Annotated in this window: 38 protein-coding genes; 3 read left to right on the top strand and 35 right to left on the bottom strand. The window is 39.5% G+C overall.

Translation table 11 applies throughout. The features are described from left to right. Position 1 precedes the first annotated feature (1 nt). From C8D73_RS09490 to C8D73_RS09320, 34 genes are all read right to left on the bottom strand, one after another. Positions 2–595, bottom strand: coding sequence for a phage connector family protein (locus C8D73_RS09490; protein WP_113078044.1), 594 nt, complete (start codon positions 593–595; stop codon positions 2–4). A gap of 50 nt (positions 596–645) precedes the next feature. After that, a complete protein-coding gene (locus C8D73_RS09485) occupies positions 646–927 on the bottom strand; it encodes a hypothetical protein (RefSeq protein WP_113078043.1) in 282 nt (93 codons plus the stop codon). Then, positions 927–1316: a hypothetical protein gene (locus tag C8D73_RS09480; protein ID WP_113078042.1), complete on the bottom strand. Its 390-nt coding sequence runs from the start codon at positions 1314–1316 to the stop codon at positions 927–929. The genes C8D73_RS09485 and C8D73_RS09480 overlap by 1 nt, the downstream gene beginning before the upstream one ends. Positions 1317–1332: 16 nt before the next feature. After that, positions 1333–2313, bottom strand: coding sequence for a major capsid protein (locus C8D73_RS09475; protein ID WP_113078041.1), 981 nt, complete (start codon positions 2311–2313; stop codon positions 1333–1335). A 22-nt stretch (positions 2314–2335) separates the two neighbouring features. Next, on the bottom strand, positions 2336–2974 hold the full coding sequence (locus tag C8D73_RS09470; RefSeq protein WP_113078040.1) for a hypothetical protein: 639 nt from the start codon (positions 2972–2974) through the stop codon (positions 2336–2338). Next, a complete protein-coding gene (locus C8D73_RS09465; protein ID WP_113078039.1) occupies positions 2967–3305 on the bottom strand; it encodes a Bbp19 family protein in 339 nt (112 codons plus the stop codon). The genes C8D73_RS09470 and C8D73_RS09465 overlap by 8 nt, the downstream gene beginning before the upstream one ends. Then, on the bottom strand, positions 3305–4996 hold the full coding sequence (locus tag C8D73_RS09460; RefSeq protein ID WP_170123204.1) for a portal protein: 1692 nt from the start codon (positions 4994–4996) through the stop codon (positions 3305–3307). The genes C8D73_RS09465 and C8D73_RS09460 overlap by 1 nt, the downstream gene beginning before the upstream one ends. Before the next feature lie 2 nt (positions 4997–4998). Further along, a complete protein-coding gene (locus tag C8D73_RS09455; protein ID WP_113078037.1) occupies positions 4999–5232 on the bottom strand; it encodes a hypothetical protein in 234 nt (77 codons plus the stop codon). A 14-nt stretch (positions 5233–5246) separates the two neighbouring features. Continuing rightward, the gene (locus C8D73_RS09450) at positions 5247–6632 is read right to left on the bottom strand and encodes a terminase (protein WP_113078036.1); all 1386 of its coding nucleotides are present in this window, start codon (positions 6630–6632) and stop codon (positions 5247–5249) included. After that, complete coding sequence (locus tag C8D73_RS09445) at positions 6622–7002, bottom strand: terminase small subunit (protein ID WP_113078035.1); 381 nt, start codon at positions 7000–7002, stop codon at positions 6622–6624. Before C8D73_RS09445 ends, C8D73_RS09450 begins: the two co-directional genes overlap by 11 nt. Before the next feature lie 130 nt (positions 7003–7132). Next, entirely contained in the window at positions 7133–7300 is a 168-nt protein-coding gene (locus C8D73_RS11240) for a hypothetical protein (RefSeq protein ID WP_170123203.1), read from the bottom strand. Positions 7301–7454: 154 nt separating this feature from the next. Further along, the gene (locus C8D73_RS09440) at positions 7455–7898 is read right to left on the bottom strand and encodes a hypothetical protein (protein WP_113078034.1); all 444 of its coding nucleotides are present in this window, start codon (positions 7896–7898) and stop codon (positions 7455–7457) included. A 12-nt stretch (positions 7899–7910) separates the two neighbouring features. Continuing rightward, a complete protein-coding gene (locus C8D73_RS09435) occupies positions 7911–8189 on the bottom strand; it encodes a hypothetical protein (RefSeq protein WP_113078033.1) in 279 nt (92 codons plus the stop codon). A gap of 147 nt (positions 8190–8336) precedes the next feature. Continuing rightward, positions 8337–8615 carry a zinc ribbon domain-containing protein gene (locus tag C8D73_RS09430; protein WP_113078032.1) on the bottom strand — a complete coding sequence of 93 codons (279 nt, stop codon included), beginning with the start codon at positions 8613–8615 and terminating at the stop codon, positions 8337–8339. After that, a complete protein-coding gene (locus C8D73_RS09425; protein ID WP_113078031.1) occupies positions 8612–8914 on the bottom strand; it encodes a hypothetical protein in 303 nt (100 codons plus the stop codon). Before C8D73_RS09425 ends, C8D73_RS09430 begins: the two co-directional genes overlap by 4 nt. 1 nt (position 8915) lies before the next feature. After that, positions 8916–9191: a hypothetical protein gene (locus tag C8D73_RS09420; protein ID WP_113078030.1), complete on the bottom strand. Its 276-nt coding sequence runs from the start codon at positions 9189–9191 to the stop codon at positions 8916–8918. 7 nt (positions 9192–9198) lie between these two features. Next, a complete protein-coding gene (locus C8D73_RS09415; RefSeq protein WP_113078029.1) occupies positions 9199–9468 on the bottom strand; it encodes a hypothetical protein in 270 nt (89 codons plus the stop codon). A 6-nt stretch (positions 9469–9474) separates the two neighbouring features. After that, positions 9475–9639 (bottom strand): hypothetical protein, encoded by a 165-nt coding sequence (locus C8D73_RS11235; protein WP_170123202.1) that lies wholly within the window; start codon positions 9637–9639, stop codon positions 9475–9477. Next, positions 9636–9854, bottom strand: a complete 219-nt coding sequence (locus C8D73_RS09410; protein ID WP_113078028.1) for a hypothetical protein — start codon at positions 9852–9854, stop codon at positions 9636–9638. The genes C8D73_RS11235 and C8D73_RS09410 overlap by 4 nt, the downstream gene beginning before the upstream one ends. A gap of 231 nt (positions 9855–10085) precedes the next feature. Beyond that, the gene (locus C8D73_RS09405; RefSeq protein WP_113078027.1) at positions 10086–10553 is read right to left on the bottom strand and encodes a hypothetical protein; all 468 of its coding nucleotides are present in this window, start codon (positions 10551–10553) and stop codon (positions 10086–10088) included. A gap of 380 nt (positions 10554–10933) precedes the next feature. Then, positions 10934–11095 carry a hypothetical protein gene (locus C8D73_RS11230; RefSeq protein ID WP_170123201.1) on the bottom strand — a complete coding sequence of 54 codons (162 nt, stop codon included), beginning with the start codon at positions 11093–11095 and terminating at the stop codon, positions 10934–10936. 186 nt (positions 11096–11281) lie between these two features. Beyond that, the gene (locus tag C8D73_RS09390; RefSeq protein ID WP_113078024.1) at positions 11282–11548 is read right to left on the bottom strand and encodes a hypothetical protein; all 267 of its coding nucleotides are present in this window, start codon (positions 11546–11548) and stop codon (positions 11282–11284) included. 13 nt (positions 11549–11561) lie between these two features. Continuing rightward, positions 11562–11984 (bottom strand): hypothetical protein, encoded by a 423-nt coding sequence (locus C8D73_RS09385; protein ID WP_113078023.1) that lies wholly within the window; start codon positions 11982–11984, stop codon positions 11562–11564. Positions 11985–11996: 12 nt separating this feature from the next. Then, the gene (locus tag C8D73_RS09380) at positions 11997–12419 is read right to left on the bottom strand and encodes a DUF1064 domain-containing protein (RefSeq protein WP_113078022.1); all 423 of its coding nucleotides are present in this window, start codon (positions 12417–12419) and stop codon (positions 11997–11999) included. Further along, the gene (locus C8D73_RS09375) at positions 12403–12627 is read right to left on the bottom strand and encodes a hypothetical protein (protein WP_113078021.1); all 225 of its coding nucleotides are present in this window, start codon (positions 12625–12627) and stop codon (positions 12403–12405) included. The genes C8D73_RS09380 and C8D73_RS09375 overlap by 17 nt, the downstream gene beginning before the upstream one ends. Before the next feature lie 336 nt (positions 12628–12963). Then, entirely contained in the window at positions 12964–13659 is a 696-nt protein-coding gene (locus C8D73_RS09365; protein ID WP_113078019.1) for a hypothetical protein, read from the bottom strand. 13 nt (positions 13660–13672) lie between these two features. Further along, complete coding sequence (locus tag C8D73_RS09360; protein WP_113078018.1) at positions 13673–14323, bottom strand: hypothetical protein; 651 nt, start codon at positions 14321–14323, stop codon at positions 13673–13675. Beyond that, positions 14310–15233 carry a hypothetical protein gene (locus C8D73_RS09355; protein WP_113078017.1) on the bottom strand — a complete coding sequence of 308 codons (924 nt, stop codon included), beginning with the start codon at positions 15231–15233 and terminating at the stop codon, positions 14310–14312. Before C8D73_RS09355 ends, C8D73_RS09360 begins: the two co-directional genes overlap by 14 nt. Positions 15234–15239: 6 nt before the next feature. After that, on the bottom strand, positions 15240–15530 hold the full coding sequence (locus tag C8D73_RS09350; protein WP_113078016.1) for an HNH endonuclease: 291 nt from the start codon (positions 15528–15530) through the stop codon (positions 15240–15242). Further along, the gene (locus C8D73_RS09345) at positions 15499–16035 is read right to left on the bottom strand and encodes a hypothetical protein (protein ID WP_146739228.1); all 537 of its coding nucleotides are present in this window, start codon (positions 16033–16035) and stop codon (positions 15499–15501) included. Before C8D73_RS09345 ends, C8D73_RS09350 begins: the two co-directional genes overlap by 32 nt. Before the next feature lie 35 nt (positions 16036–16070). Further along, a complete protein-coding gene (locus C8D73_RS09340; RefSeq protein WP_146739227.1) occupies positions 16071–16760 on the bottom strand; it encodes a hypothetical protein in 690 nt (229 codons plus the stop codon). Beyond that, a complete protein-coding gene (locus C8D73_RS09335; RefSeq protein WP_113078013.1) occupies positions 16757–16999 on the bottom strand; it encodes a hypothetical protein in 243 nt (80 codons plus the stop codon). Before C8D73_RS09335 ends, C8D73_RS09340 begins: the two co-directional genes overlap by 4 nt. Before the next feature lie 210 nt (positions 17000–17209). After that, entirely contained in the window at positions 17210–17392 is a 183-nt protein-coding gene (locus C8D73_RS09330) for a hypothetical protein (protein ID WP_113078012.1), read from the bottom strand. 318 nt (positions 17393–17710) lie between these two features. Then, positions 17711–17905, bottom strand: a complete 195-nt coding sequence (locus tag C8D73_RS09320) for a helix-turn-helix transcriptional regulator (protein WP_113078010.1) — start codon at positions 17903–17905, stop codon at positions 17711–17713. A 140-nt stretch (positions 17906–18045) separates the two neighbouring features. Between C8D73_RS09320 and C8D73_RS09315 the strand changes: the two genes are divergently transcribed. The 3 genes from C8D73_RS09315 (at position 18046) to C8D73_RS09300 (ending at position 20065) form a co-directional block, all read left to right on the top strand. Then, entirely contained in the window at positions 18046–18423 is a 378-nt protein-coding gene (locus C8D73_RS09315; RefSeq protein ID WP_113078009.1) for a helix-turn-helix transcriptional regulator, read from the top strand. Between the two features lie 14 nt (positions 18424–18437). Further along, a complete protein-coding gene (locus C8D73_RS09310; RefSeq protein WP_113078008.1) occupies positions 18438–18650 on the top strand; it encodes a hypothetical protein in 213 nt (70 codons plus the stop codon). Positions 18651–18946: 296 nt separating this feature from the next. After that, positions 18947–20065 (top strand): tyrosine-type recombinase/integrase, encoded by a 1119-nt coding sequence (locus C8D73_RS09300; RefSeq protein WP_113078006.1) that lies wholly within the window; start codon positions 18947–18949, stop codon positions 20063–20065. Between the two features lie 205 nt (positions 20066–20270). Here C8D73_RS09300 and C8D73_RS09295 read toward each other — a convergent pair whose 3' ends face one another. After that, on the bottom strand, positions 20271–20609 hold the full coding sequence (locus C8D73_RS09295; RefSeq protein WP_021717038.1) for a hypothetical protein: 339 nt from the start codon (positions 20607–20609) through the stop codon (positions 20271–20273). Positions 20610–20620: the final 11 nt, after the last annotated feature.

The raw sequence follows: 20620 nt of genomic DNA, 5'->3' as shown, positions 1-20620 counted from the left end.
ATTATGCCCCCGTAAATCTTGCTGCCGCTAATCTGTCAATGTGCGGATCCAGCAAATGTTCTTCATCAGCGTCAGTAGAGCTGGCTTCTGCAAAATAAGCGTTATAAGCCTGGATACACATCTGCGTTAAATCCAGTTTGCCAGTCAACGCATAAGCAATTTCTGCAGCGAGCTTCCATCCAAATGCTTCTACAAATTGAGCATCATATAAATCTGCATCAGTAACATCTACAGTATATTCAATCCAGGCATTGCCGATATTAGTATAAATAGCTTTCCCCTGTTTATCCGAAACGATTTTATATTGGTTATCCCTCGGCAAGCCACAAAAATGCTTGTTATACATCATTCTCAGGCATACTGCATCAGCAGGATAACGATATGCATACTTCCAGTTAGGAGGCACATCTTGAAGCGCAGCTAACTGTACACTTCTTGTAGCAAATGTCCAGGGGAATTTCCTTAACACGGCCTGTCTAACATAGTCATAGCAGCGACGGCATACTCGTGCCGGCTCGCTGGCTTCGTCAAGTCGTTCTATTGTAGCTACGCCTATATGATTAAGTGCAATATTACAAATCTCAACCTTATCCATAATTTCACCTCTGTTATAAAGAAAGCCGGGGACATATGCCCCCGGCTGATTTAATCTTGCGCCAGTGCCACTAATTCATTAATAATAGCTTCCCTGGATTTCTGACTTGTTTTTATTCCCTGTTCTTTGGCCAATTCTTTTAAATCATTAAAGTTCATTGCTTCATATTGGAGATAACGCGGATCGTCATTACCGGAAGATACTGCTGCTGGTCTATTAAGTTTCACAAAATGTTCAGGAACCTTAATATTATCTGCAAGCGTTACAATATCATCACGCCTATACATACGACCCAAAGTAAAACAATTACGCTTTACTTTGTAAGTAGCCATTATAAAGTTACCTGGATGCCGTCAGTCATATAAGCAAAGACCTTGCCGCCCACGGCCTCACTAGCGGTGTAAACCAATCTAATATAACGATTACCATATTTGATTGGAGAAAAGAATTGTGCCACAGTACAAGCCCTTGTTTGAATCAGAGAATCAGGTACACTTACCTCAACCTCATCAGCAGGACTATCAAATCCCTCAGTTGCAGAAGATTGTACTTTAACCTTAGTAATCTTGCCGGAAGTCATTGGTGTGGTCAGTTTTACGTCAAAGTACAGCGGATGCATAAACCCGCCTGTACTTCCTAAATCAATAACATTGCTGTTTGCGCTTGCGCCGGTAACGGCCTGATTCTCAGACAGCAATAATTGAGCATCAATACGTGCCATTTTATATTCCTCCTTTTTAAACAAGCTGAGATTCAGTATTCAGAATAGCTGCGCAACGCTGGAACGGAACGCCCCAGAAATTAACAACAGGTTTTCCTTCAACTGTATCAATAGACAGCATAGTATTTTTGTCATTACGTGCAGCCTTGGCCATAAAAGCCTCAAACTGTTTATTACAGAAGATCTGCAAATTGACATTATCAGGATTTTCAATCTGATAATAACCCTCGATCAATTTGTCGAAGATTGTAGTAGTAGCAGGATCTTTTAAATCAACATTGGCCAAACGCACAACATAACGAGGATCTTTAACCGCAAGGCCCATGGACCAATTATATTTATTGGTATGAGCAAAGAATACCTCGCCTTTATCATTTGTTACTTTTTGTTTACCCAAATATTCATGCGTAAAACCTGCTGTATCGCCTTCTGGGAACAAGCCGTATACCTGCTGCTCTCCAAAGCCTACAAACCATACAGAAGTCAGATTATCACCTGTGCCGCCGCAATCAATGATTTGGTCTGCCCAAATATCTTCCTGATTGGTCTTACTGTAAAAATAAGCGCCTAAACCAGTGAATCCTGCAGGGTTGATCTTCTCATCGCCATAGAAAAGCGTAGTCGCCATTTCTTGGTTCATTGCTTCAAGAAAAGCAGCATTCTCACTCATCATCCAAGAAGCCTGCATATTATTCTTTCGTGCAAGCTTTTCGTCGATTTCAGCCAGCGCTTCCATCTCACCGCAAGTAAAAGATACTTGCTTAGTTTTAGACTTGCTCGGCTTAGTCCCGCGGTTAATCATTCTCCACGCTACTTCCGGCAGAGAATAACGCAATGTAGCTTCCTCATAGTCCTTAGAGTTACACATTTTGAACGGCATAATTTTTAAAATCTTATTTGTTTTGGTTTGCAGTTCAATAATTCTTTGATACTTTTTGTCGAACCCTTGACGAGACGCAAAGTCTTGAAGGGTTGCGAAACCTGTCAAATCTGGCATTATTTACCACTCCTTAATATTTTTATTTGAACCCGCCGCCGGGGAAAAACAACTCGGCGTCGTCCAGTTCCTTAGATTTAGGTGCTTGCCCATCAGGCGGTTGGTCTTCCATAAGCAAGCCTCCAATGTTTTGCAGCATTTTTTGTATTGCCGGATGATTGGCTACACCTGTATTTACAAGTACCTGCATAGCCTCACCACCGCCAAAAGTATTAACAGCTAATTTAGCAGCAGCAATGTTCTCACGAGAAATAAGCCCCTGCTTTTGACATTCAGCAGTCCAACCGTCTACAATTTCCTCCTGCTTATGCATAACGTCTAAAACTACTTTGCTATGCAAATCAATCAGCTTAGTAGCCTGCTCCTGAGTAAGCTTTGCGTCTTTAGCAATCGCTGTAAAATCAGCTTCCAGTTCAGGCGAAAGTTCCAGCCCTTCCTGTAGGTTGAATTCATATTTATCAGGAACAGCAGGCTCTTGCACAAGATCATCAAATACATTTTTAGGTGTAGTTGCAGGGTCACCGTCACCTGCAGGCGTTGGCTCTCCACTCGGCTCAACTACCGGAGCAGGTTCTGTTACAAACGGGTCACCGGAAGGAGCAGGTTCACCGCCTCCACCAGCACCATCTGCTTCAAAAAACATTTGTGTAAACTTATTCATGTCTTACCTCCGCTATGTCGTTATCTACTTTAAAAAGGTCATCATCTTCTAAATCAGGAGGGTGTCTAGCGCTCTCTGCTTCATTACGCATCAGCATCTCTAAAGAATGCCCATCGTTCAGCATCCGGATATTCTTTAACAAATCAACGCCTACAGCACGTTTACCTGATAAGAAAGCATTGAAGTATGGCTCAGCTGAAAAAACCGCTGTTTCGACCTCTGTGCTTTCCAAAATGGCATAAATAAAACGCCGTCCGTTCTCGGTCCGCATAATAACGTCCAAGTCGTCCAGCGCTTGTTGTGCAAGCATATTCATTTTTTTGTTTTTCATTAAATCCCGCCTCCCAGCAATTGATCTAATGCATTGCCACCATTAGCAGGGGTTTCACTCATCAACCTGGCCGCATCAGCATAATCCCTAACAGCAGGCGCAGCAGCAGCCATCTGTTCAGCTTGCATTTGTTCCTGCTGTGCCTGAGCACGTTGTTTGCGAAGTTCAGCTACTTCGTTTTCATCACGCACTATCTTTTCTTTGACGCCAGTAGATTCTGCGAAACCTCGTACAGCTTCATCAAGATTGATGATATCAAGCACTTCAGGCTGAGCAGCAGCAAGATTACCAACAAATCCAACTGTACGCTCAATAGCAGGTATTTCAACCATTTTCTGAGCCTGGGCCAAGATAGAAATGAAGGATACTTTTAATTCGCTTTTGTCAATTTCCTCCGGCATAGGCGGAAACAACCCATGTCTCAAGCAAATATCAAAAGTGCGAAGCGTCATAGGTTCTAAAACCTCATTGTGCATTTGCTCAAGTACCGGGGACAACATCAGGAGCTTTTCTTCATGCCGCTCTGCAATCTCACGCGCAGTCATTTGAGGTCCGTCCTGAGATGTAATCATCATAAACAAATCATTATAGAACGTTTCAGCTATCGACCGCCGTTTCTCCTCAGACAATGCTCCTATGCCTTCATAGGCCTTTGCTCTTGGGTCTACAAGTGGATAAGCCTGCTGTACAGTTCCATCAGGATAAAAATTTAGTCCTCCTGGCATTCTGTCAAGCTTCTTCATTGAAGCAGGAAATGCCATCGCTGGATCTGCAGCATTATCAATAGCCCTAAGTTTATTCTTCTCAATCTTCTGTAGCTGCATACAATCGCCCAAAGCATTATGTCCAGGTCCAGAGCCATATACACCATTTGCAATCAAGGTCCAGCGTGGCATAAGGAACGGGCATTCCCTAAACCCTGATATCTTCAGGAATTTGTCATTAGCACCTTTTTCATAGTGATACGAGCGCCAGGGGAAATTGCCTAAAGCCAATTTGTTAGGATCATAATCATCATTACGCTCTATAAGCATTTCAATATCAAAGTATGTTGTGATATTTCCGTTCTTATAAGCAGATTTCACGCTTTCCGATACGTTATCAATACCATATTCTTTAACGATTTGGTCTGCGCTTAACCTGAAGCGTCTAGCGAACGTATAAACTCTTCCCCTTGCATCTACACCACCAGCATATTCACCGCAGGTGTACGGCCGCATCCATATGCCATAATTGTAGTCTTCCAGCATCAGAGAAGCCCCTGTACCAAATTGAGCCATTTCAGCCTCAATCTGCTGCAGCATATTATAAGCATTACTCTTAGAATAAATGCTGCTCATAATCTCCTGGCAATCATCTAACCACATCCTTACAGCGTGGTAATTAGCTTTTTCTTCATCTTGCAGACCAAGCTCAAACCAAGGCCTTGACGGCGATGTCAACCCACTGTGGATACCAGCCGCACATTTACCAACTGCTTTTTGGGGATGTGGGTCTATAAGGTATTCATCACGTCTATGCCCTTCTGTGCTTTGGATATCTTCTTCAAACCTGCCCCTTGTCGGATTTATATACCGGCTAAGCATCCTCCACGTTGGCTCATATTGGCTGCGCAATGTATAAAGCTGGGAGATAGTATGTTGTTTTCGTGTTAATTTATCGCTGTCACGCAGCATATCTTTGATATCCATAATCATTCTCCCAACAACATTTTCTTGACACTATCAGAAGTAAGTTGCCCGCCAGTCTTATTGGTAAAGCTTCTGCCACGAGCTTTAGAGAGTTTTTCAAGCAGGCTTTGTCTCTCTCCCTCTGTCGCACTATCAATAGTGGCCGCTGCTGTACTGCCAGGTGCGCTTTGTTTTATAGGCTCAACACTGCCACCTCCACCGCCGCCACCGTGTAACTGCATCATAATCTTATGCATAGTCTCACCTCCCTTCACATACCGGCAAACGGATCATACGACTGCTGCCTATTATTCCCCAAATAACATTCTTTTTTAATTACAGGGTAGGCAAAAGTTAAGGCCAATGCATCCGCTCTATTAGGAGATGGTTGACCTCTTTTCTTCATATCATCCTTAGATTCAAGCTGTATTTGTCCTTTTAAATTAACACCAGCTTCAGGGCCTATCAAATCATTAGTTAAAATTTCATCATCTTCAATTACACCACCATTAATTAACCACTCTTTCATATTTCCCCACATCTCAGCCCGTTTATTAGCATAACCCAAATCAGAAGATTTTCCACCAAATGCAATAAGATTCCAAGATCTGCCCATTGTTTCGCCCGCACTCCATATACCTGTTCCATATCCTTGGTCTATGAATACAGCATCAGCATTATATTCGTCCTCAAATCTAGCAATAATACCTGCTGTAACAATATCGTTATCATTCTTTAAACAAGTATATAATCGTTTACTATAGAGGCCTTGCCTCAAGTAAACTACCAACTCATCAGGTCCAGTCCATGCTGGATCGCACCCAATAATAGTAGGCGCAAAGTTAAACTGTTCTTTCCTAATATTTCTGTTCTTAGCTTCTTCAACAATTTTTAAGCTAATAAATTGTAAATCACTTGCATTAGGAAATTCACCAAGAACACGAACTCGATATACATCACTGTCTCGTCCATATTCATTTGCAATACTTTCTATATACTGTTTTGAAACCCTTGGACTTTCTTCGCCATTAAATGTAAGTTTTTCCCAAAAGTGGCGGTTTATATTGTGGCTATTGTAAAAATAACCAGTTACTCTTGTAGGATTACTCGCCATTGCTACTCTTGCATTTTCTGCCGACAAAGCACTTCCTGCTGTTACAAAGACCTCTTCAAACACGCCCGACGCCTCGTCTACCAAAAACAAAATATTATCAGCGTGTATACCTTGCAATGCCTCTGGTCTATCCTTGCTTGCTGTTCTTGCCATAGCAAAGCTCCCTGTCTCACAAGTAAAATGGTCATTAGTCCATTCAAATAAATCATGCAGTTGCACTGGCATAGCATTCCACCACATTTTTAGCTCTGCCCATAAAGCATCTTTAAGTTGTGCGCTTGTGGGAGCTGTAACAGGAATCTTAGCTTTTGCGAAGCACGTTAAAAACCAAGGAATAATCCAAGCAAAACAAGTAGTCTTTCCTGTACCATGTCCAGACTTAACACTAACCTTAGCTCCCGGCTTAGCTATTGCCTGCAGAAATTCCTTTTGTTGATCTGTTGGCTCAACTCTCCATACTTCTTTTACAAAACGAGCAGGATCTTTTCGCCATTGTGGGATTTTCTTTTTCAAAAATTCGGCGTCTTGTTGGCTAAGCATCATCTATTTCCTCAATAATTGCCGCAAGGCTTTTCTTTATTTCGACCTCATGCTTTTGTATGTATAGACCATCCATTTTATTTAAAGTATCTATTGCCCTTATCCTTGCATTTGGATCAGGTTCTTCTGTGGCGATCTTTGTTAGTAATTCCTGTCGCTGATTTATATCCATTATGTTTTTCTTGTCTTTCCTTGCTGCAAGTTCTTTTAGTCGAGCTTTAATATTAGCCTTTCTTAGCTTTCTTGATGCTGTTACTCCTGCAGAATTCTTGCTATATCCAGCTTCTATAGCTGCTGCAGTTGCATTCGCTGTTTTGGCAAAAGAAAGACAAAATCTTTCTTCCTTCTCTGTTAATGTTCTTTCTTTTGTCATATACTCACCACCTTTGCAAATAAAAAAGCACCTAACCGAAGTTAAGTGCCTTTATATTAAGCTTTATGCTAAATTTTGATATATATTACCGTGTTTTATCGACTTTTTAACGCCGAATTATTCATGTAGACTAACGTATATTCTTATTCCAATCTGTAGACAGTTCCACAGCTATAGTTCCTTCAAATGGATACGTTTCCACTTTATCTACAGGAACAAGTTCACAATCATAATCATACATCACTAGTGCATCTTGGGGCATTTCCTTGAGCTTTTCTATTAGTTCTTTTACTAGCATTTAATCACACTCCAATAAATAAGCCGCTGTATTACCCCAACGGCAGGGTAATGTCCAAGCGCTAAGCTTGAACGTTTCACCAAGCTTGTTGTAAGCCTACTAACTTACAATACTATTTTAACTCATTAAAACAGGTAATATGTCGGAAACTTTTTTATTTTATCAAACCTTTTTTCAATGCCAAACCAACAGCATCTCGGAGAAACTCCTTACGAAATTCATAACAGGTATCTCTATTTACGCCGGTTAATTCTGCAATTATTTTCATCGGCTTCCTTTTTTCATATTTTTGATACATAACTTTACCAGTAAGCTGATTCTCATGTATCTTATAGGTTTCTGTGACAACTTCAAGCCATAGCTCCGGGTTCATTATTATCGACTGATATGGTCCATATCCAAATGATATCATACGTACTGGCTCAATGTTTTTTAACGCTGCTGTTTCTGTTGGATTACTGATAAAAGCATGCCCCCCACCGCCAGTATGCCCTTTCCTTGCAGTACGTTGCTCTTTTTCTTCATCAACAACTTTTTGTATTTGCTTACGATCCCAAAAGTACCGCTCTACATGCTTAATATACTGTTCTATTAGCATATCAGTCTCCTTCTAGCTTTGCTTTCTAAATCGCCTAAATAATGCTCCAAAAGGATTCATACTGTCTTCTACGAGTTGGTTCAAAATAGCCTCCTCAAACTCTCCGTGTTTATGTTCTTGTTCGCCCACAACAATCCAATATTCTCGCACCCATTCTCTCGTACCGTCTGCACTTTCAAGCAAATATAAGATACCTTTAGAATCTAATTTAACACCAAGTACTTTACGTTCTCCCTTAGGCACATGTACATTATCACCTATATTAAACTTGCTTTCTATTGTTAATAACATTTGTATCGCCCTTCTTATCTGATAGATTTATTGTAAAAATACTAAACCTTCTTAAAACTAATATAAACAAAAACGTTAATATCCAATGTTCATATACAAATTCAAATATCCATTTTATTAGATCAGGATAATTCATGTCTTCACTCCTTAATCATTACATATAGCTTGGCCGCAGTATTTACAGTAGTGAGCACCATCATCTACCTCACGTCCGCATACAGGACATGCCCAGCCTTTAGGTATTTGTTGTGGAAAAGGACAGTTTGGTATAAAATGCTCTTCGACTACCAAATTTACTTCTTGCGGTATCTGCTTTTGAGCAGCCGTCAATAAAGTCATATAAGCCTCTCTTTTCTTATTCATAGGCATTTTCCAAATGATTGGTTTTAATAAAGCTATTGATCTTTCTAACTTTAGTATGTTCATTCGGGTTCACCGTCCATAATAGCCCCGCAATTATAACAATAATGCTGTTCAGTAATATCCAACCCGCCGCCAAATACATCTGTTGCGGCATATGAGTTGCAATTAGAACAGTAGTAAGCACCGCCCCCTTCCCAACGTCCGTGCTTACGTTCCTCTACAGTAGGAAAGGTCATTATAACGCCAACGACTTTCATCAAACCCGCTTTCTGTCCTATAAAATATTCGTCATTGCCTGCATATATTTCATTTCCCATTCTCTCTAAATATTCCACTAAAGCATTTTTATCTATCAATTCCATATTATTCACCTTCCATTTTTGCGCCGCAGTTCGGACAATATTTTTTAACGTCGCAAATAAACTCTAAAACATGATGGCATTCGGAACACTCTACGTGCCATGCTTTTTTAGTAAGCCAATGCCCATTTTTACGTTCTTCTGTAGGCATTGTATCAAGCCTATCAGCAGCACTTTGATAACCGCTTCTAATTCCGTCGAAAAACTCACCCCAACCGTGTATATCTCTAGCTATTCTTAATAATTCAGCTTTCGCCTTATCAGCGTCTATTAATCGCATAATCTATTCACCCCAACCTATACACATAGTCAATTATGTTATCTAGTGTTTGACGCAAATACACCCTAGCGGTGATATCATCAACACCATTGTCTTTACCAGTGCTGATTATAAAGTTTAAAATACATTCAAGCATTTTGATTTGTGAAATACTGGCAGATTTATTACAAACATCGCAACCATCTTCACCGTCAATTTTTATGGGGTAACACAAAATATAATCTTCGCCGCTATCCTTTAAAAGTTTCACAATCTGTTCCATTTTTTCGTTAGTCATTTTTCTTCACCTCAAACAAATAATCGGGCTACTATCCATTTTGCTAATGACCGCGACGCTATGCAAACGATATTCATCTGAACTATCAAGATCTTCGTAGTTTTCAATCATATAAATTTCTGTATCGTCAGATAAAGTTTCTATTGCCTTTATTAGCTCTGCTTTAGTCATTGTTCTTCACCTTTCTCAGCACTAATATCAAACATATCGCCTAAATTTCTGACAACTCCCGCCAAAACCATACACATATTTCGCAGAGATTCTGGCGAAAAATCATAAATTGCTCTTTTTTGTTCTTCTTCTGTCATATCAGTAAAGCAGATATTTTCATACTTACCATCTCGCTTTACTCTGAAATAAATGCCGCAAAGTTCACGTTTTTTCATTGTTCTTTACACTCCCTTATCTGTGAGCAATGCTATTCCAAATAACATAAGTGTTATAGCCCCTATAATGTGAGTAATGACATATAAGCGGCTATGTCTGTCACTGCTGTCAGTCAGACGTACCAATATAGACCAAAGAGCTGACGCTATAGCCACAATAATAGATGCTGTAACGACACAATTCATTAGTAAATAAATAAAATCCATGCTATTCACTGTTCTTTACACTCCTTATATGCAACCGCCACAACAACCAAGTGGCACGTTTTCATTTACTAAACATTCAATGTATTTAGCGTAAGGTTTAAGAATTTCTGGCAACTTATCATCATCAACGCTCCATAGACCTTCTTCGACGTATTCCTTCCAATCAACATCAAACCAAACTCTGCCACCAGACAATAAGCAATCCTCAATCTCATATCTCACACCTTCAAACTCTAAAACAAGAGTTCCTCTACAAAGGTTTGGATACGCGCCGTCATAAGAAATAAACTTTACCGTTTCTTCATACCCCTTTATCTCAATTAATGGGCAATCTATCAGCCTAATGTTTGGATCTTCAATTTCACGAACAAGAATACAGCAGCCTTTGCTCTTATCAATAGAAAATGGTAGATTCCTATAAAAGCCAACTGGATATATCAACGGGCATTCATCGCAGTTTGCAGGCATGTCTATTCCTTTAATTGCTATCATTCTTTTCATCCCCCTCGTAATCTTGACAATAAGCAAAACCGTTCATTAGCACAAAATGACAGGCATTATAACTATAGCTATCTTTATAAGTGCATTCCCCATTACTATAATGCTTGCAATTAACCCACGGACAATATAGTACTCTCTGCTTTGAATATTCATCTCTAACGTGTATCTGTACTACTACGTTAGCCAATTTAATTATTTTCATGTTTTTCTAACTCCGTTCTGTCAGCCCAAGGAATCCTACGCGATTTAAACTTAGTTGGCATAGACATAACAGTAAGCTGAATACAGTTGCTACATTCTGGGGTTTCGCTCAACTCACTGTCCTTTCTGTTATTAATGCATAAATAACAATAGTCTAAGTATTTCATTTTTTATTCCTCCATTCTTACCCAACGTTTTTTGTCCTTAGGCATAAATTCAGAAGGTCTAGCAAAACTGTATTTCTCATTAGGCTTACAGTTACCACAAATAAAACTTCCTAGATGCTTACACTCATGGCACCAGCCTACGTACTTTATTTCAGGCTTTTTCATAATTTGCACCGCCTTTTGACCATTATTCTGACAAGCATTCTATTTCGGTACGTTATTTCTGCCCTTTTGCATTTTACTAAACCATCTGATATTTCCTCATAATAAGAATAATATGTACTCACTATAGCCTTATCATGTCTATTCCGAAGATATCTATAAGCAAGCATTGAGAATATACGTTCTGTTCTATTGTCCATTCTTTGCACAGCGTCGCCTCATTTCATAACGATATTTTGCATCATACGCCTTTGTCATGTTGTGGTACCCGAATATAATGATCGCTTTCGCCAGCATGACCCGACATTTTATTTTATTACGAGCCTTTCGACATGTTTTTAATTGTTCTCGAATTTTCTTATTAAAACTGATTGAGAATTTGCTTTTTCCTTCATACGGCGCAAATAACTTCAATTTCTTCAGTCTATTATTATCGATCTTTACACCTTTTTTCATCTACTCCACCGCCTTAGTCACATACATATTTTTTATTAACATACGCTTTGATATCTGCAGGATCAAATGCTCTGTCACATTTTGGGCAGCAGGGCAACATAGCATTATTACCCCGACCCATATTCTTTTCCATTTCTTTAAGTGCTACTCTGTATGGTTTATAGCTGTGGGCTATTTTCCAAAACCGTCTAGCACTTTCCATGTATCTACCCCATTCACGGTTTTGCCGTTCTTCAAAAATTGCGACCATGAGCATTGCTGCAAACGGATCTATAACTGCACCGCATCGGTCGCAAAATATGAGATGACTTTCTTCATCTATGCAAAGTTGTGGTTTGACATAATCAACACCATATTTATTATTTTCATAACATTTGCAGGCCGAAAAAAACTTCTTTTTTGATACCATACCTACAAGACTTCTAATTTTCTCCACTACTCCACCACCTTAAACTTCTCTAAAGTCAATGTCCGGGTAACGATATAGCAGCATCTTCTTTTTCAATAGATATACCGGTGTTTTCATACCCTTTGTATCGACGTAATAAACATGACCGCCGGCTTCCGTCACCTTAAAATCAGCCTTGTAAATAATCGGCCTTATCTTTTTACCTTCCCTCTTATAACCAGGCTGTAAAACAAATTTTGGCTGTAGTTCAACCTCTTTTACTGTACCTTCTCGCATAAGCCAATGTAATTGCCAGTAATAGTCAGCTTCTTTTTCGCTGTCAAACCGTATGCCGTCTACCTCGGTAACTCTATTGCCATATTTCAGCACAGGTACAGCCCCGGGTAAATTCGCCGGCGCCGTTACGCTGTCCGAACGTATTTTACTTACAAGGTGTGCTGGTAGTTCATTCCACGTCGTCATTTATTACTACCGCCGATAACATAATTTCTAGAGCTTTCTTCTCTCGCCTTAACCGGGCATTTTTACCGCCGAGCTGACTATTTTTCCGGCGCAAATGTTTGATTTCAGTCAGTATCTGCATAAGTACTGGTTTCAATACCGGTACATACTGATCGCCTGGTTCTTTTTCGATTAACGCCATCATAATTTTTATATTTATTGGTTTCACTATTTCCAACTCCTTATATTTAAAAGGCCGCCCCCTACGGGCTAATCACCTCCGCAGGGGTATACTTCCCTTTATGCTTGTATATAGTTAGTATGCGCGGCCGTTTTAACTAAAATAAATTCATTGTCCTCACTCCTGCTCGCCACTTATGCTAACGTATTCCTTGTCCTGCAATCTTTTAATATTATTAAATATCTCCCGTGCCTTCACGGCCCGTGTATCATCTGACCACATCAAGCAGTTCGGGCAAATATGCACCTTAAAACGTCGGCCTCTGGTTACGAGACTCCCCGCCGTTGTATCCTTATGGCATATATCGCAATTCATAATCTCACCTCAAAACGGTTCTGACTTATTAGTGTTCAGCTTGTCAAAATGTTCTTCCCCTAAAATCTGTAGTTCTGCCATATCTGCAGCAAGGTTATACATTTTTGCGTGCTTATTATTTCCATGTGTATCGGTAACCTTAGCTCTAAATTCGGCAATAGTCCCTAAGAAACAACCACAAGACACTGTTATACCTTTGTCTTTATTTTTGAAAAATGTCGTAAAACTAAATCTACTACCAATGCGACCGATCAATAAATAGTCAGCGTTGCCGTACACCCAAGCGTTGCCGTACACCCAAGCGTCGTCGCACACCTCAGCGTTGCCGTACACCTCAGCGTCGCCGTACACCCTAGCGTTGCCGCACACCCTAGCGTTGCCGTACACCCTAGCGTCGTCGCACACCCTAGCGTTGCCGTACACCCAAGCGTCGCCGCACACCCTAGCGTCGTCGCACACCCTAGCGTTGCCGTACACCCAAGCGTTGCCGTACACCCAAGCGTCGTCGCACACCCTAGCGTTGCCGTACACCCAAGCGTTGCCGTACACCCAAGCGTCGCCATCTTGCGCTAAGTTATCTTCTTTTTCCACATATCCACCAAGTTCACCAGCTTCAACACTTCCAAAGCTAATTAAAGCCTTAATCCTAAATAATTTCTTGCCCCATTGTTCTATAAACTCTGCTGTCAACTCATACTTTTTCATAGTTACCGCTCCTTTAAACTTTAGCTAAATCACCTTGACGACATGCTGACCGTTTTGGTACTACATCAGGCACTAACGGATGATATTTATAACACCGTTCACGATCAGCTACCACATAAGTAAATCCGCTTTCTTTATCTACCCTCAAAAACGGTTGATGTCCGCTGTATGGACAATCAACAGTGTTAATACATTCAGCGCATTTTCGTTCAACGTCTGCGATAAAGCTGATATCGTTGTAATTACGCTTTATAAAGCTATCATCGGCGTCAGGAAAAATCCTCTTTGCTGCAGCTCTGACTTTCTCACTCACTGGCTGCCGTAGTTCGCCAAATGTTTTACCGGCAGCAAGATCAGCAAACAACTTTTTAACAAACTCATTTGCCGCTTTAGAATTACGCTCAATAGCCTTCTTCTCTGCACCGATTTTATTTTGTCGTAGGATTGATAAAGTATTATTAATATCTGCCCATGTTGGCCAATATTTATTATTATCAGCGATATAATCAACAGTATCGCCCCACATCTCAATGTCTGTGTATTTATAACGCTCCAGGGTTTGCCTTTCGATAGTTTTTTTTGCATCTTCGCTTCCCCAGTTTGGCTTTAATCCCGCCGCCTGCCACACTTCATAAGCTGCCGTTATCTCTCTAAGTTCCAACATATGGCATGTCCCTCACTTCTTCCCAGTCCAGCCCCATAAAACAAGCCAGTCTGTATTTTCTTTTCTCTGGAGGTATCGCTGCCCAGCGCTCCTTATTTTTTGCAATCCATTCGTCTTTCTCTTGTGCTTCCCTGTCAGCAGCTTGCACTGATTTCGGTAATTTGATCTCATCCGTCCAACGTTCATCCTGCAAAAAAGTATCAGGATCAGGTATGTACCTTCCGTTCTCCTCCTGCCACTGATTAGTTTTTTTGTATCGCTCAACAGCAGCATTAATCAATGCATACTGTTCTTCAGAGTGTACACGCATATTCATCCATGCTATTCTTGCAACAGGCTTTTTCCTTTTCGACGGATATAATTCCCAAAATAATTCAAAACCTTTTTCTTTTTCGTTAACCTCTAATCTATTTTTGGTTTGCTCGCGTGCGTGCGCGTTATTATTATTATCATTGTTTATCATTGTTATATTATTATCATTATTGTTAGATGTTAGCTGACTGTTAGGTTGTCTGTTAGGTGTCTGTTGACCGTCTGTTAGCTGACTGTTAGGTTGTCTGTTGTCGACTTCCCTTTTTCCTTGATAAACCTGCCAGTTTACTATAGTTATCAGCCTTCCAGTCTTTGTTGATTGGTCTGTTAAAAAATTCATATTTTCAAACTTTTTTAACGCAGTCCTTACATTTTGGACTGTTAGTCCATTTCCGCAAGCTTTTACGATATTAGGCAAGCTGGTTATAAATTGTCCCGGTTGGCAAATAAATTCTTCTCCCTGCCAATACCACTTTTTTTCACTGTGATTTGCCATTAAAAGCAGAGTGATTAAAATTACCTTTTGCTCAACTGTCGTAACCTGCCAAATCGGACTATCTAACAATTTTCGATGTAAAGCAATAAACCCAGTATTCATAGCACTTTACTCCTGATGGTCATATTTTGTAGATAAATACGCTTTTACCTTTTGCCCAATTACAACGCCCTCGGCGGCATTGTGGCGCAGGTAATGGCATTTATTACAAAGCATTGCCATATCTTCCAATCTATCCTGTCCGCCTTGTGACTTTAGTGGCTCATGGTGTGGCTTAACTCCAAGCTCAACAAAGCTATTGCAGTTTACACACAAACAATCATCACGCCGATATACTTCCTCGCAGAGTTTTTTAAGCGCTTTACCCTTAAGTCTTATCCTCTTTATTTTTGGAATCATCTTTAACGCCCCACTCCTTGATCAGCTCATCTAATTCTTCCTGCGGCCTAGTTTCTACGCCAATATCTTTTGCCATAGATACCAAACAATCTATAAAACGGCTCATCTCTTTCGTGTCATAAGCACTGCTACCGTAATATACCCTTACATTGCTATAGCCTTTAATGTTCTGACATTCACCAAGCAATTCAGCTATCCAGCCAACACCATTGCTTTGCCAAATTTCAATAGTTCTGTTTACAGCATCAGTTGGCACTGGCCATATTCTGCCGTAACCACATTCCCTGATCGCCTTCCTGTAAACATCTTCCTTGCTATGAAAGCTCTCTTCTGACAGCTTTTCTGCTATTTTTTGACACAATACCCAAGCGTATTTATTAGCGTCGTTAGAACGCCCTTTGCGCCATTGCTTGACCTCTACAACATACTGCTTTTCAGGATCGATTTTATTGATTTCTTCTTCCTCTGATAAAGGGACAGGTACTACTAAATTTATGTATCCCATCCCTTTTAATCTCTGTAACCCTTTAACCGTGAACTTCATTTCATCCCAGCTGCCTTAGCATTGATCATTGATCTAATAGCATCATAAGCATCAGAATATTTTTCATCTTCAAGAATTTCTTCTAAATTTTTCAGAGTTAAATATTCTACGTCATACCATTCGTTATTTCGAGTACTTTTAACTTGACACTGAATACCATTTATAAATCTTACATAACCAGATGCACTGGTAGACGTAATTTGAATTGGGCTTTCTTCTTGACGTTTCTTTTCTTCACGTTTATCAGCTTGCCGTTTTTCATGTTTTGTTTCATAAAAACCGCGATATACAGAAGCCGCAACACCAACGTACTTCAAAGCATTTCCGAGTGCATCTGTTAAACACATCTTATAAGCTTCATCATTAGGTTCAATCCCATTCTTATTTTTCTTTACAATCATATCCCCACCATAACCAGGGATAGGAGCACTCCAATTTTCACCGTCTTTTATGAACAAATTCACCTGCATAAAAAGCAATATTCTTCCGTCATCCTGCATACAAGTAGTACGTATATCAACAATTTCAAATTTCCAACCAATTCCACACATCCCATATTTTTCCGTCATTGCTTCTATTTTCCATTGCGGATTAATATCACTTTTACCACGCAATGCACCAAATTCTATTTCTTTTAAAGCATCTTTTGGTGGATTAGATACAGCTGTATATCTATCGTCCATCATAATGCCCTCCCCGGATAGCTTAGTATCATCTTGCTACGTAATTCAGCTGTTGTTATTCCCTGGTTAGGTTGATAATCTTCAATTTTATTTTCAATACTATTTGCACTACTTTTGATCCATTTCAGCAATGTACTGACTTTAGCTTCATCACCATCCAGATCATCCATTTCCTTCAGATTCTCTAGAATAGCCTCTGCTTCATACCGAAGCGAATATACTAAATCATCAAATTTATCCATACTTGCAATCCTCCAATTCTTTTGCTAAAATGAAGGTGGACGCTAAACTTCGTAAAATTTACATGTCCACCCTGAGCTATCGAAGCTGCAACTTCGGTAGCTCTTTTTCTTTTGCCTATCATCTCAACACCCCTACTGTCACTACAGCAGCCATAATAGCAATGTATGTTCCGACAAATATTGCAGTAGTTGCTACGGTAAAATCTCTAATCATAAGCCTGCCACCTGCCCCATAGCGTAACCAATATTGTAGATCATTCGTACTGCTACCAGTGTTGCTACTACAGTCAGTAACCACATAGCCGGATACCTTGCAATACTATTAAGTAAGCCTGCTATTATATCAACCGCTGCTAAGTATGCTAAGTGAATATCTTCATAAATGTTCTTCATTTTCTCATCTCCTATAAAGCCTTTAACGCTGCTTCAAAATCAAAATTTTTCCTTCGCTTACGACTTCGCTTTATCCCATTAGATCGATATTCCATATTCTCACGCATAACTTGTGCTAAAGCTTCATCAACTAGCGGAGGATCTAACCTATATACCTTCCCAATCCGAAGGTATGGGACAATTCCTTCACGGCAATACCTTCGAATGGTAACCAACGATAATCCTCTGCTTTTCGCATACTCGTCACACGTCACAAGTTCCATCTTCCTGATCCTCCTTTCTTTCAATTTCATCAAGCCCCTTCTACTTTAGGTAGAGCTAATTGTTAAAAAAAATAGTGTCATACGGAAAGCCTAAGTTTTTCGAAATAACCTTTGCTTGACCAATGGTAACACTATCTGGGTTTTGTTCAAGTTTACGATACGTTTGAACATGGATTCCTAGAAGTTCCGCCATATAATCTTGTGTCTTTTCTCTAAGTAACCTGGCTTGTTTTAACGAAATATCTTCCATTTTATCGCCTCCTATGTGTTGCCTCTGATAATATTTTAATCTACTTTCAGTAGATTGTCAACCGCTAAAAGTAGATTTTTTTCATATCATCATTGATTTTCTTCTACTTTCAGTGTATTATATAAAAAGAGGTGAAATCATTGGGAATAAAAGAGAACATAAAATTACTAAGAGAAAAATATAAACTATCTCAAAAAGATTTGGCCCTTATCGCGGGAGTTACGGATAAGGCTGTTTCTACATGGGAAAGTGGTGCAAAAGAACCGCGAATGGGTGCCATTCAAAAAATAGCAGATCATTTTGGATTAAAAAAAAGTAATCTCATTGAAGATAACGGCCTTACCGAAAAACAGGGTTATTACATTGATCCTGAGGCAGCAAAGATGGCCCAAGAACTTTATGAAAATCCAGGTATGCGTATATTATTTGATGCGGCCAAAAATGTATCTCCGGAAGATTTAAAAGTAGCTGCAGAACTCATTTCAAGAATGAAAAAGAAAGAAGAATACGAAGAGTAACAGGAGTGATAACCATGATATCAAGGGTGGTTCTTGCAGACCTTCCTTGCAAAATAGGTGGATATTGCGTTACAAATGCGGATGGAGAAAAAATATGTGTCTTGAATGCACGTCTTACCTATGAAGCAAACAGAAAAACTCTTCTGCATGAGCAGGAGCATATTATAAATAATGACTTTGATAACTATTGTTTTGTTGATGAACTTGAAGCTCAACGTCATAAATGAATTTAATAAAAACTATAAGTATAGAGGCACTAAATTATGGATAATAAATTTAAAATTAACACTATTAATCTTACTAACATTTTGTTATTAATTATCATATGTATGCTTTGTTTCCAAGCGTATCAAATAAATTTAATATCACAAGAAATTGATAGCCTTTGGCTTATTAAATCTGGTATGGATGATATATATCACGACTTGCGCTATATTCAACGCGAACTGTCTGATATACATTCTTACCTTATAAGTTTGTAAAAAACATCCCCAAAAATATAATAAAAAAAGGAAGTGAAGCAATGTACGGCGACGGAACAATATGGTACGACAAAGTACGAAAAAAATATTGTTACGACTACTGCGACAACGACGGCAAACGTCACCGTAAACGCTTTGCCACCGAAAAAGAAGCTAAAGAATTTAAGAAAGAAATACGTGCAGAACGTGATAAAGGTAATCTCACAGCATCTTCTATTACCATTGGTGAATGGGTAATAGAATTTTTAGAAACATATCAAAAACCACACCTACGCAGCAGCAGTTTTGCAAGGCAAAAACAAAGTGCTAATAAGCTTGCTCCTATTGCACATATACCCATTGACCAGCTCAGCGGCAAAGAAATACAAAAGCTGTATAATAGCTATGACGGTGTTTTAAGTACCTCTTCAATAAGTAAGATACATAAGTTACTTTTCTCCGCTTACAAGAAAGCTGTGGCTCTGAGAATGGTACAATATAATCCAATGCAAGCTGTTGAACCGGTGAAAATCAAATATAAAGAAATGTCAGTATTTTCTTTTAGTGAACTGCTCCGCATCTTCCGTGTACTACGGACCAATAAATACTATAAAAAATACTACACATTATTTTATTTGCTCCTAGTACTTGGCTGCAGGATAGGTGAACTTCTTGCAATAAAATGGGAAGATATTGATTTTGATAAAAGAGAAATTTGTATACAACGCGCAAAAGACAGTGGTACTGGTCAAGTATTCCATGATCCTAAAACAAAAGCAGGTATACGTCACATCCCGATCGTCTATGATGCATGCATAGAAAGACTAAAAGCTATGCAGACAAGCGGTAAAATCACTTATATAAACGGCTTCGTATTTTGTACCGAAAGCGGCAAAGCCCTTAACTATGGAAATATCCGACGTGCTTGGGTAAAGATATGTGAGTTGGCCGGAATAAATAAAAATATCCATACATTCAGGCATACATTTGCTACAGCAGCACTCACCAAAGATATACCCATCTTAGAAGTATCAAGGTGTCTTGGACACGCTGACGCAAACACAACACTTAAAATGTACGGACATGCAATGCCAGGATTTAACAGACATATAATAGACCTTTTTCAGAAGAAAAAAACAAAGAGTGCGACCAAAACTGCGACCATAAAGCAACAAAGCTAGTTATATCAATGGTTTTCAAGCTTGCAATAAGCCCTCCGGAGCCGTGTGCGGTGGTTCGATTCCACTCGGGCGTACCAATGGAAAAGACAGATGCAGACTTGTTCTGCGTCTTTTTTATTTTGCATAAATCATAAAGAACGAAATATAATACTTCGTTTATTCTGGTCATATAAAACCCTGCTGCAAATTACAGCAGGGTTTATTTTCAAACGTTATATTCATATTTTTGAATCGAACCGACAGAAAAATGCACCAAATAATCAGGATAACCATCGACAGGGATCCAAAAAGAAACTACGTCACCTAATTTACCGACTTTTTTACGATAACTGGCTTCACCATTCTTCCACGCTTCTTCTGCCCTGCAGCCCTTGTGCTGTTCTAACGGCTCAACTAAAGCACACTTGTTGCCCTCTATGCGTCCTGTACTGGGTGCGACTTTATTGGCAGCAATAATATTACGCTTTTTATCAATAAGCATTGCCGACTCCGGATAATTATCCCACATCAAATGAAACGCTTTAATTACCTCTGCCTTTTCCATACCTCCAGCTC

The sequence above is a fragment of the Phascolarctobacterium faecium DSM 14760 genome (assembly GCF_003269275.1).
GTDB lineage: Bacteria > Bacillota > Negativicutes > Acidaminococcales > Acidaminococcaceae > Phascolarctobacterium > Phascolarctobacterium faecium.
Note: the sequence above shows the minus strand (reverse complement) of the source record. Positions and strands in the feature narration are given on the sequence as shown.

Bases quoted from the DNA above. Each gene is read 5' to 3' on its own strand.
- C8D73_RS09490 (WP_113078044.1), bottom strand. From the start codon at position 595: ATGGATAAGGTTGAGATTTGTAATATTGCACTTAATCATATAGGCGTA.
- C8D73_RS09485 (WP_113078043.1), bottom strand. From the start codon at position 927: ATGGCTACTTACAAAGTAAAGCGTAATTGTTTTACTTTGGGTCGTATG.
- C8D73_RS09480 (WP_113078042.1), bottom strand. From the start codon at position 1,316: ATGGCACGTATTGATGCTCAATTATTGCTGTCTGAGAATCAGGCCGTT.
- C8D73_RS09475 (WP_113078041.1), bottom strand. From the start codon at position 2,313: ATGCCAGATTTGACAGGTTTCGCAACCCTTCAAGACTTTGCGTCTCGT.
- C8D73_RS09470 (WP_113078040.1), bottom strand. From the start codon at position 2,974: ATGAATAAGTTTACACAAATGTTTTTTGAAGCAGATGGTGCTGGTGGA.
- C8D73_RS09465 (WP_113078039.1), bottom strand. From the start codon at position 3,305: ATGAAAAACAAAAAAATGAATATGCTTGCACAACAAGCGCTGGACGAC.
- C8D73_RS09460 (WP_170123204.1), bottom strand. From the start codon at position 4,996: ATGGATATCAAAGATATGCTGCGTGACAGCGATAAATTAACACGAAAA.
- C8D73_RS09455 (WP_113078037.1), bottom strand. From the start codon at position 5,232: ATGCATAAGATTATGATGCAGTTACACGGTGGCGGCGGTGGAGGTGGC.
- C8D73_RS09450 (WP_113078036.1), bottom strand. From the start codon at position 6,632: ATGATGCTTAGCCAACAAGACGCCGAATTTTTGAAAAAGAAAATCCCA.
- C8D73_RS09445 (WP_113078035.1), bottom strand. From the start codon at position 7,002: ATGACAAAAGAAAGAACATTAACAGAGAAGGAAGAAAGATTTTGTCTT.
- C8D73_RS11240 (WP_170123203.1), bottom strand. From the start codon at position 7,300: ATGCTAGTAAAAGAACTAATAGAAAAGCTCAAGGAAATGCCCCAAGAT.
- C8D73_RS09440 (WP_113078034.1), bottom strand. From the start codon at position 7,898: ATGCTAATAGAACAGTATATTAAGCATGTAGAGCGGTACTTTTGGGAT.
- C8D73_RS09435 (WP_113078033.1), bottom strand. From the start codon at position 8,189: ATGTTATTAACAATAGAAAGCAAGTTTAATATAGGTGATAATGTACAT.
- C8D73_RS09430 (WP_113078032.1), bottom strand. From the start codon at position 8,615: ATGAACATACTAAAGTTAGAAAGATCAATAGCTTTATTAAAACCAATC.
- C8D73_RS09425 (WP_113078031.1), bottom strand. From the start codon at position 8,914: ATGGAATTGATAGATAAAAATGCTTTAGTGGAATATTTAGAGAGAATG.
- C8D73_RS09420 (WP_113078030.1), bottom strand. From the start codon at position 9,191: ATGCGATTAATAGACGCTGATAAGGCGAAAGCTGAATTATTAAGAATA.
- C8D73_RS09415 (WP_113078029.1), bottom strand. From the start codon at position 9,468: ATGACTAACGAAAAAATGGAACAGATTGTGAAACTTTTAAAGGATAGC.
- C8D73_RS11235 (WP_170123202.1), bottom strand. From the start codon at position 9,639: ATGACTAAAGCAGAGCTAATAAAGGCAATAGAAACTTTATCTGACGAT.
- C8D73_RS09410 (WP_113078028.1), bottom strand. From the start codon at position 9,854: ATGAAAAAACGTGAACTTTGCGGCATTTATTTCAGAGTAAAGCGAGAT.
- C8D73_RS09405 (WP_113078027.1), bottom strand. From the start codon at position 10,553: ATGATAGCAATTAAAGGAATAGACATGCCTGCAAACTGCGATGAATGC.
- C8D73_RS11230 (WP_170123201.1), bottom strand. From the start codon at position 11,095: ATGAAAAAGCCTGAAATAAAGTACGTAGGCTGGTGCCATGAGTGTAAG.
- C8D73_RS09390 (WP_113078024.1), bottom strand. From the start codon at position 11,548: ATGAAAAAAGGTGTAAAGATCGATAATAATAGACTGAAGAAATTGAAG.
- C8D73_RS09380 (WP_113078022.1), bottom strand. From the start codon at position 12,419: ATGACGACGTGGAATGAACTACCAGCACACCTTGTAAGTAAAATACGT.
- C8D73_RS09365 (WP_113078019.1), bottom strand. From the start codon at position 13,659: ATGAAAAAGTATGAGTTGACAGCAGAGTTTATAGAACAATGGGGCAAG.
- C8D73_RS09360 (WP_113078018.1), bottom strand. From the start codon at position 14,323: ATGTTGGAACTTAGAGAGATAACGGCAGCTTATGAAGTGTGGCAGGCG.
- C8D73_RS09355 (WP_113078017.1), bottom strand. From the start codon at position 15,233: ATGAATACTGGGTTTATTGCTTTACATCGAAAATTGTTAGATAGTCCG.
- C8D73_RS09350 (WP_113078016.1), bottom strand. From the start codon at position 15,530: ATGATTCCAAAAATAAAGAGGATAAGACTTAAGGGTAAAGCGCTTAAA.
- C8D73_RS09345 (WP_146739228.1), bottom strand. From the start codon at position 16,035: ATGGGATACATAAATTTAGTAGTACCTGTCCCTTTATCAGAGGAAGAA.
- C8D73_RS09340 (WP_146739227.1), bottom strand. From the start codon at position 16,760: ATGATGGACGATAGATATACAGCTGTATCTAATCCACCAAAAGATGCT.
- C8D73_RS09335 (WP_113078013.1), bottom strand. From the start codon at position 16,999: ATGGATAAATTTGATGATTTAGTATATTCGCTTCGGTATGAAGCAGAG.
- C8D73_RS09330 (WP_113078012.1), bottom strand. From the start codon at position 17,392: ATGAAGAACATTTATGAAGATATTCACTTAGCATACTTAGCAGCGGTT.
- C8D73_RS09320 (WP_113078010.1), bottom strand. From the start codon at position 17,905: ATGGAAGATATTTCGTTAAAACAAGCCAGGTTACTTAGAGAAAAGACA.
- C8D73_RS09310 (WP_113078008.1), top strand. From the start codon at position 18,438: ATGATATCAAGGGTGGTTCTTGCAGACCTTCCTTGCAAAATAGGTGGA.
- C8D73_RS09300 (WP_113078006.1), top strand. From the start codon at position 18,947: ATGTACGGCGACGGAACAATATGGTACGACAAAGTACGAAAAAAATAT.
- C8D73_RS09295 (WP_021717038.1), bottom strand. From the start codon at position 20,609: ATGGAAAAGGCAGAGGTAATTAAAGCGTTTCATTTGATGTGGGATAAT.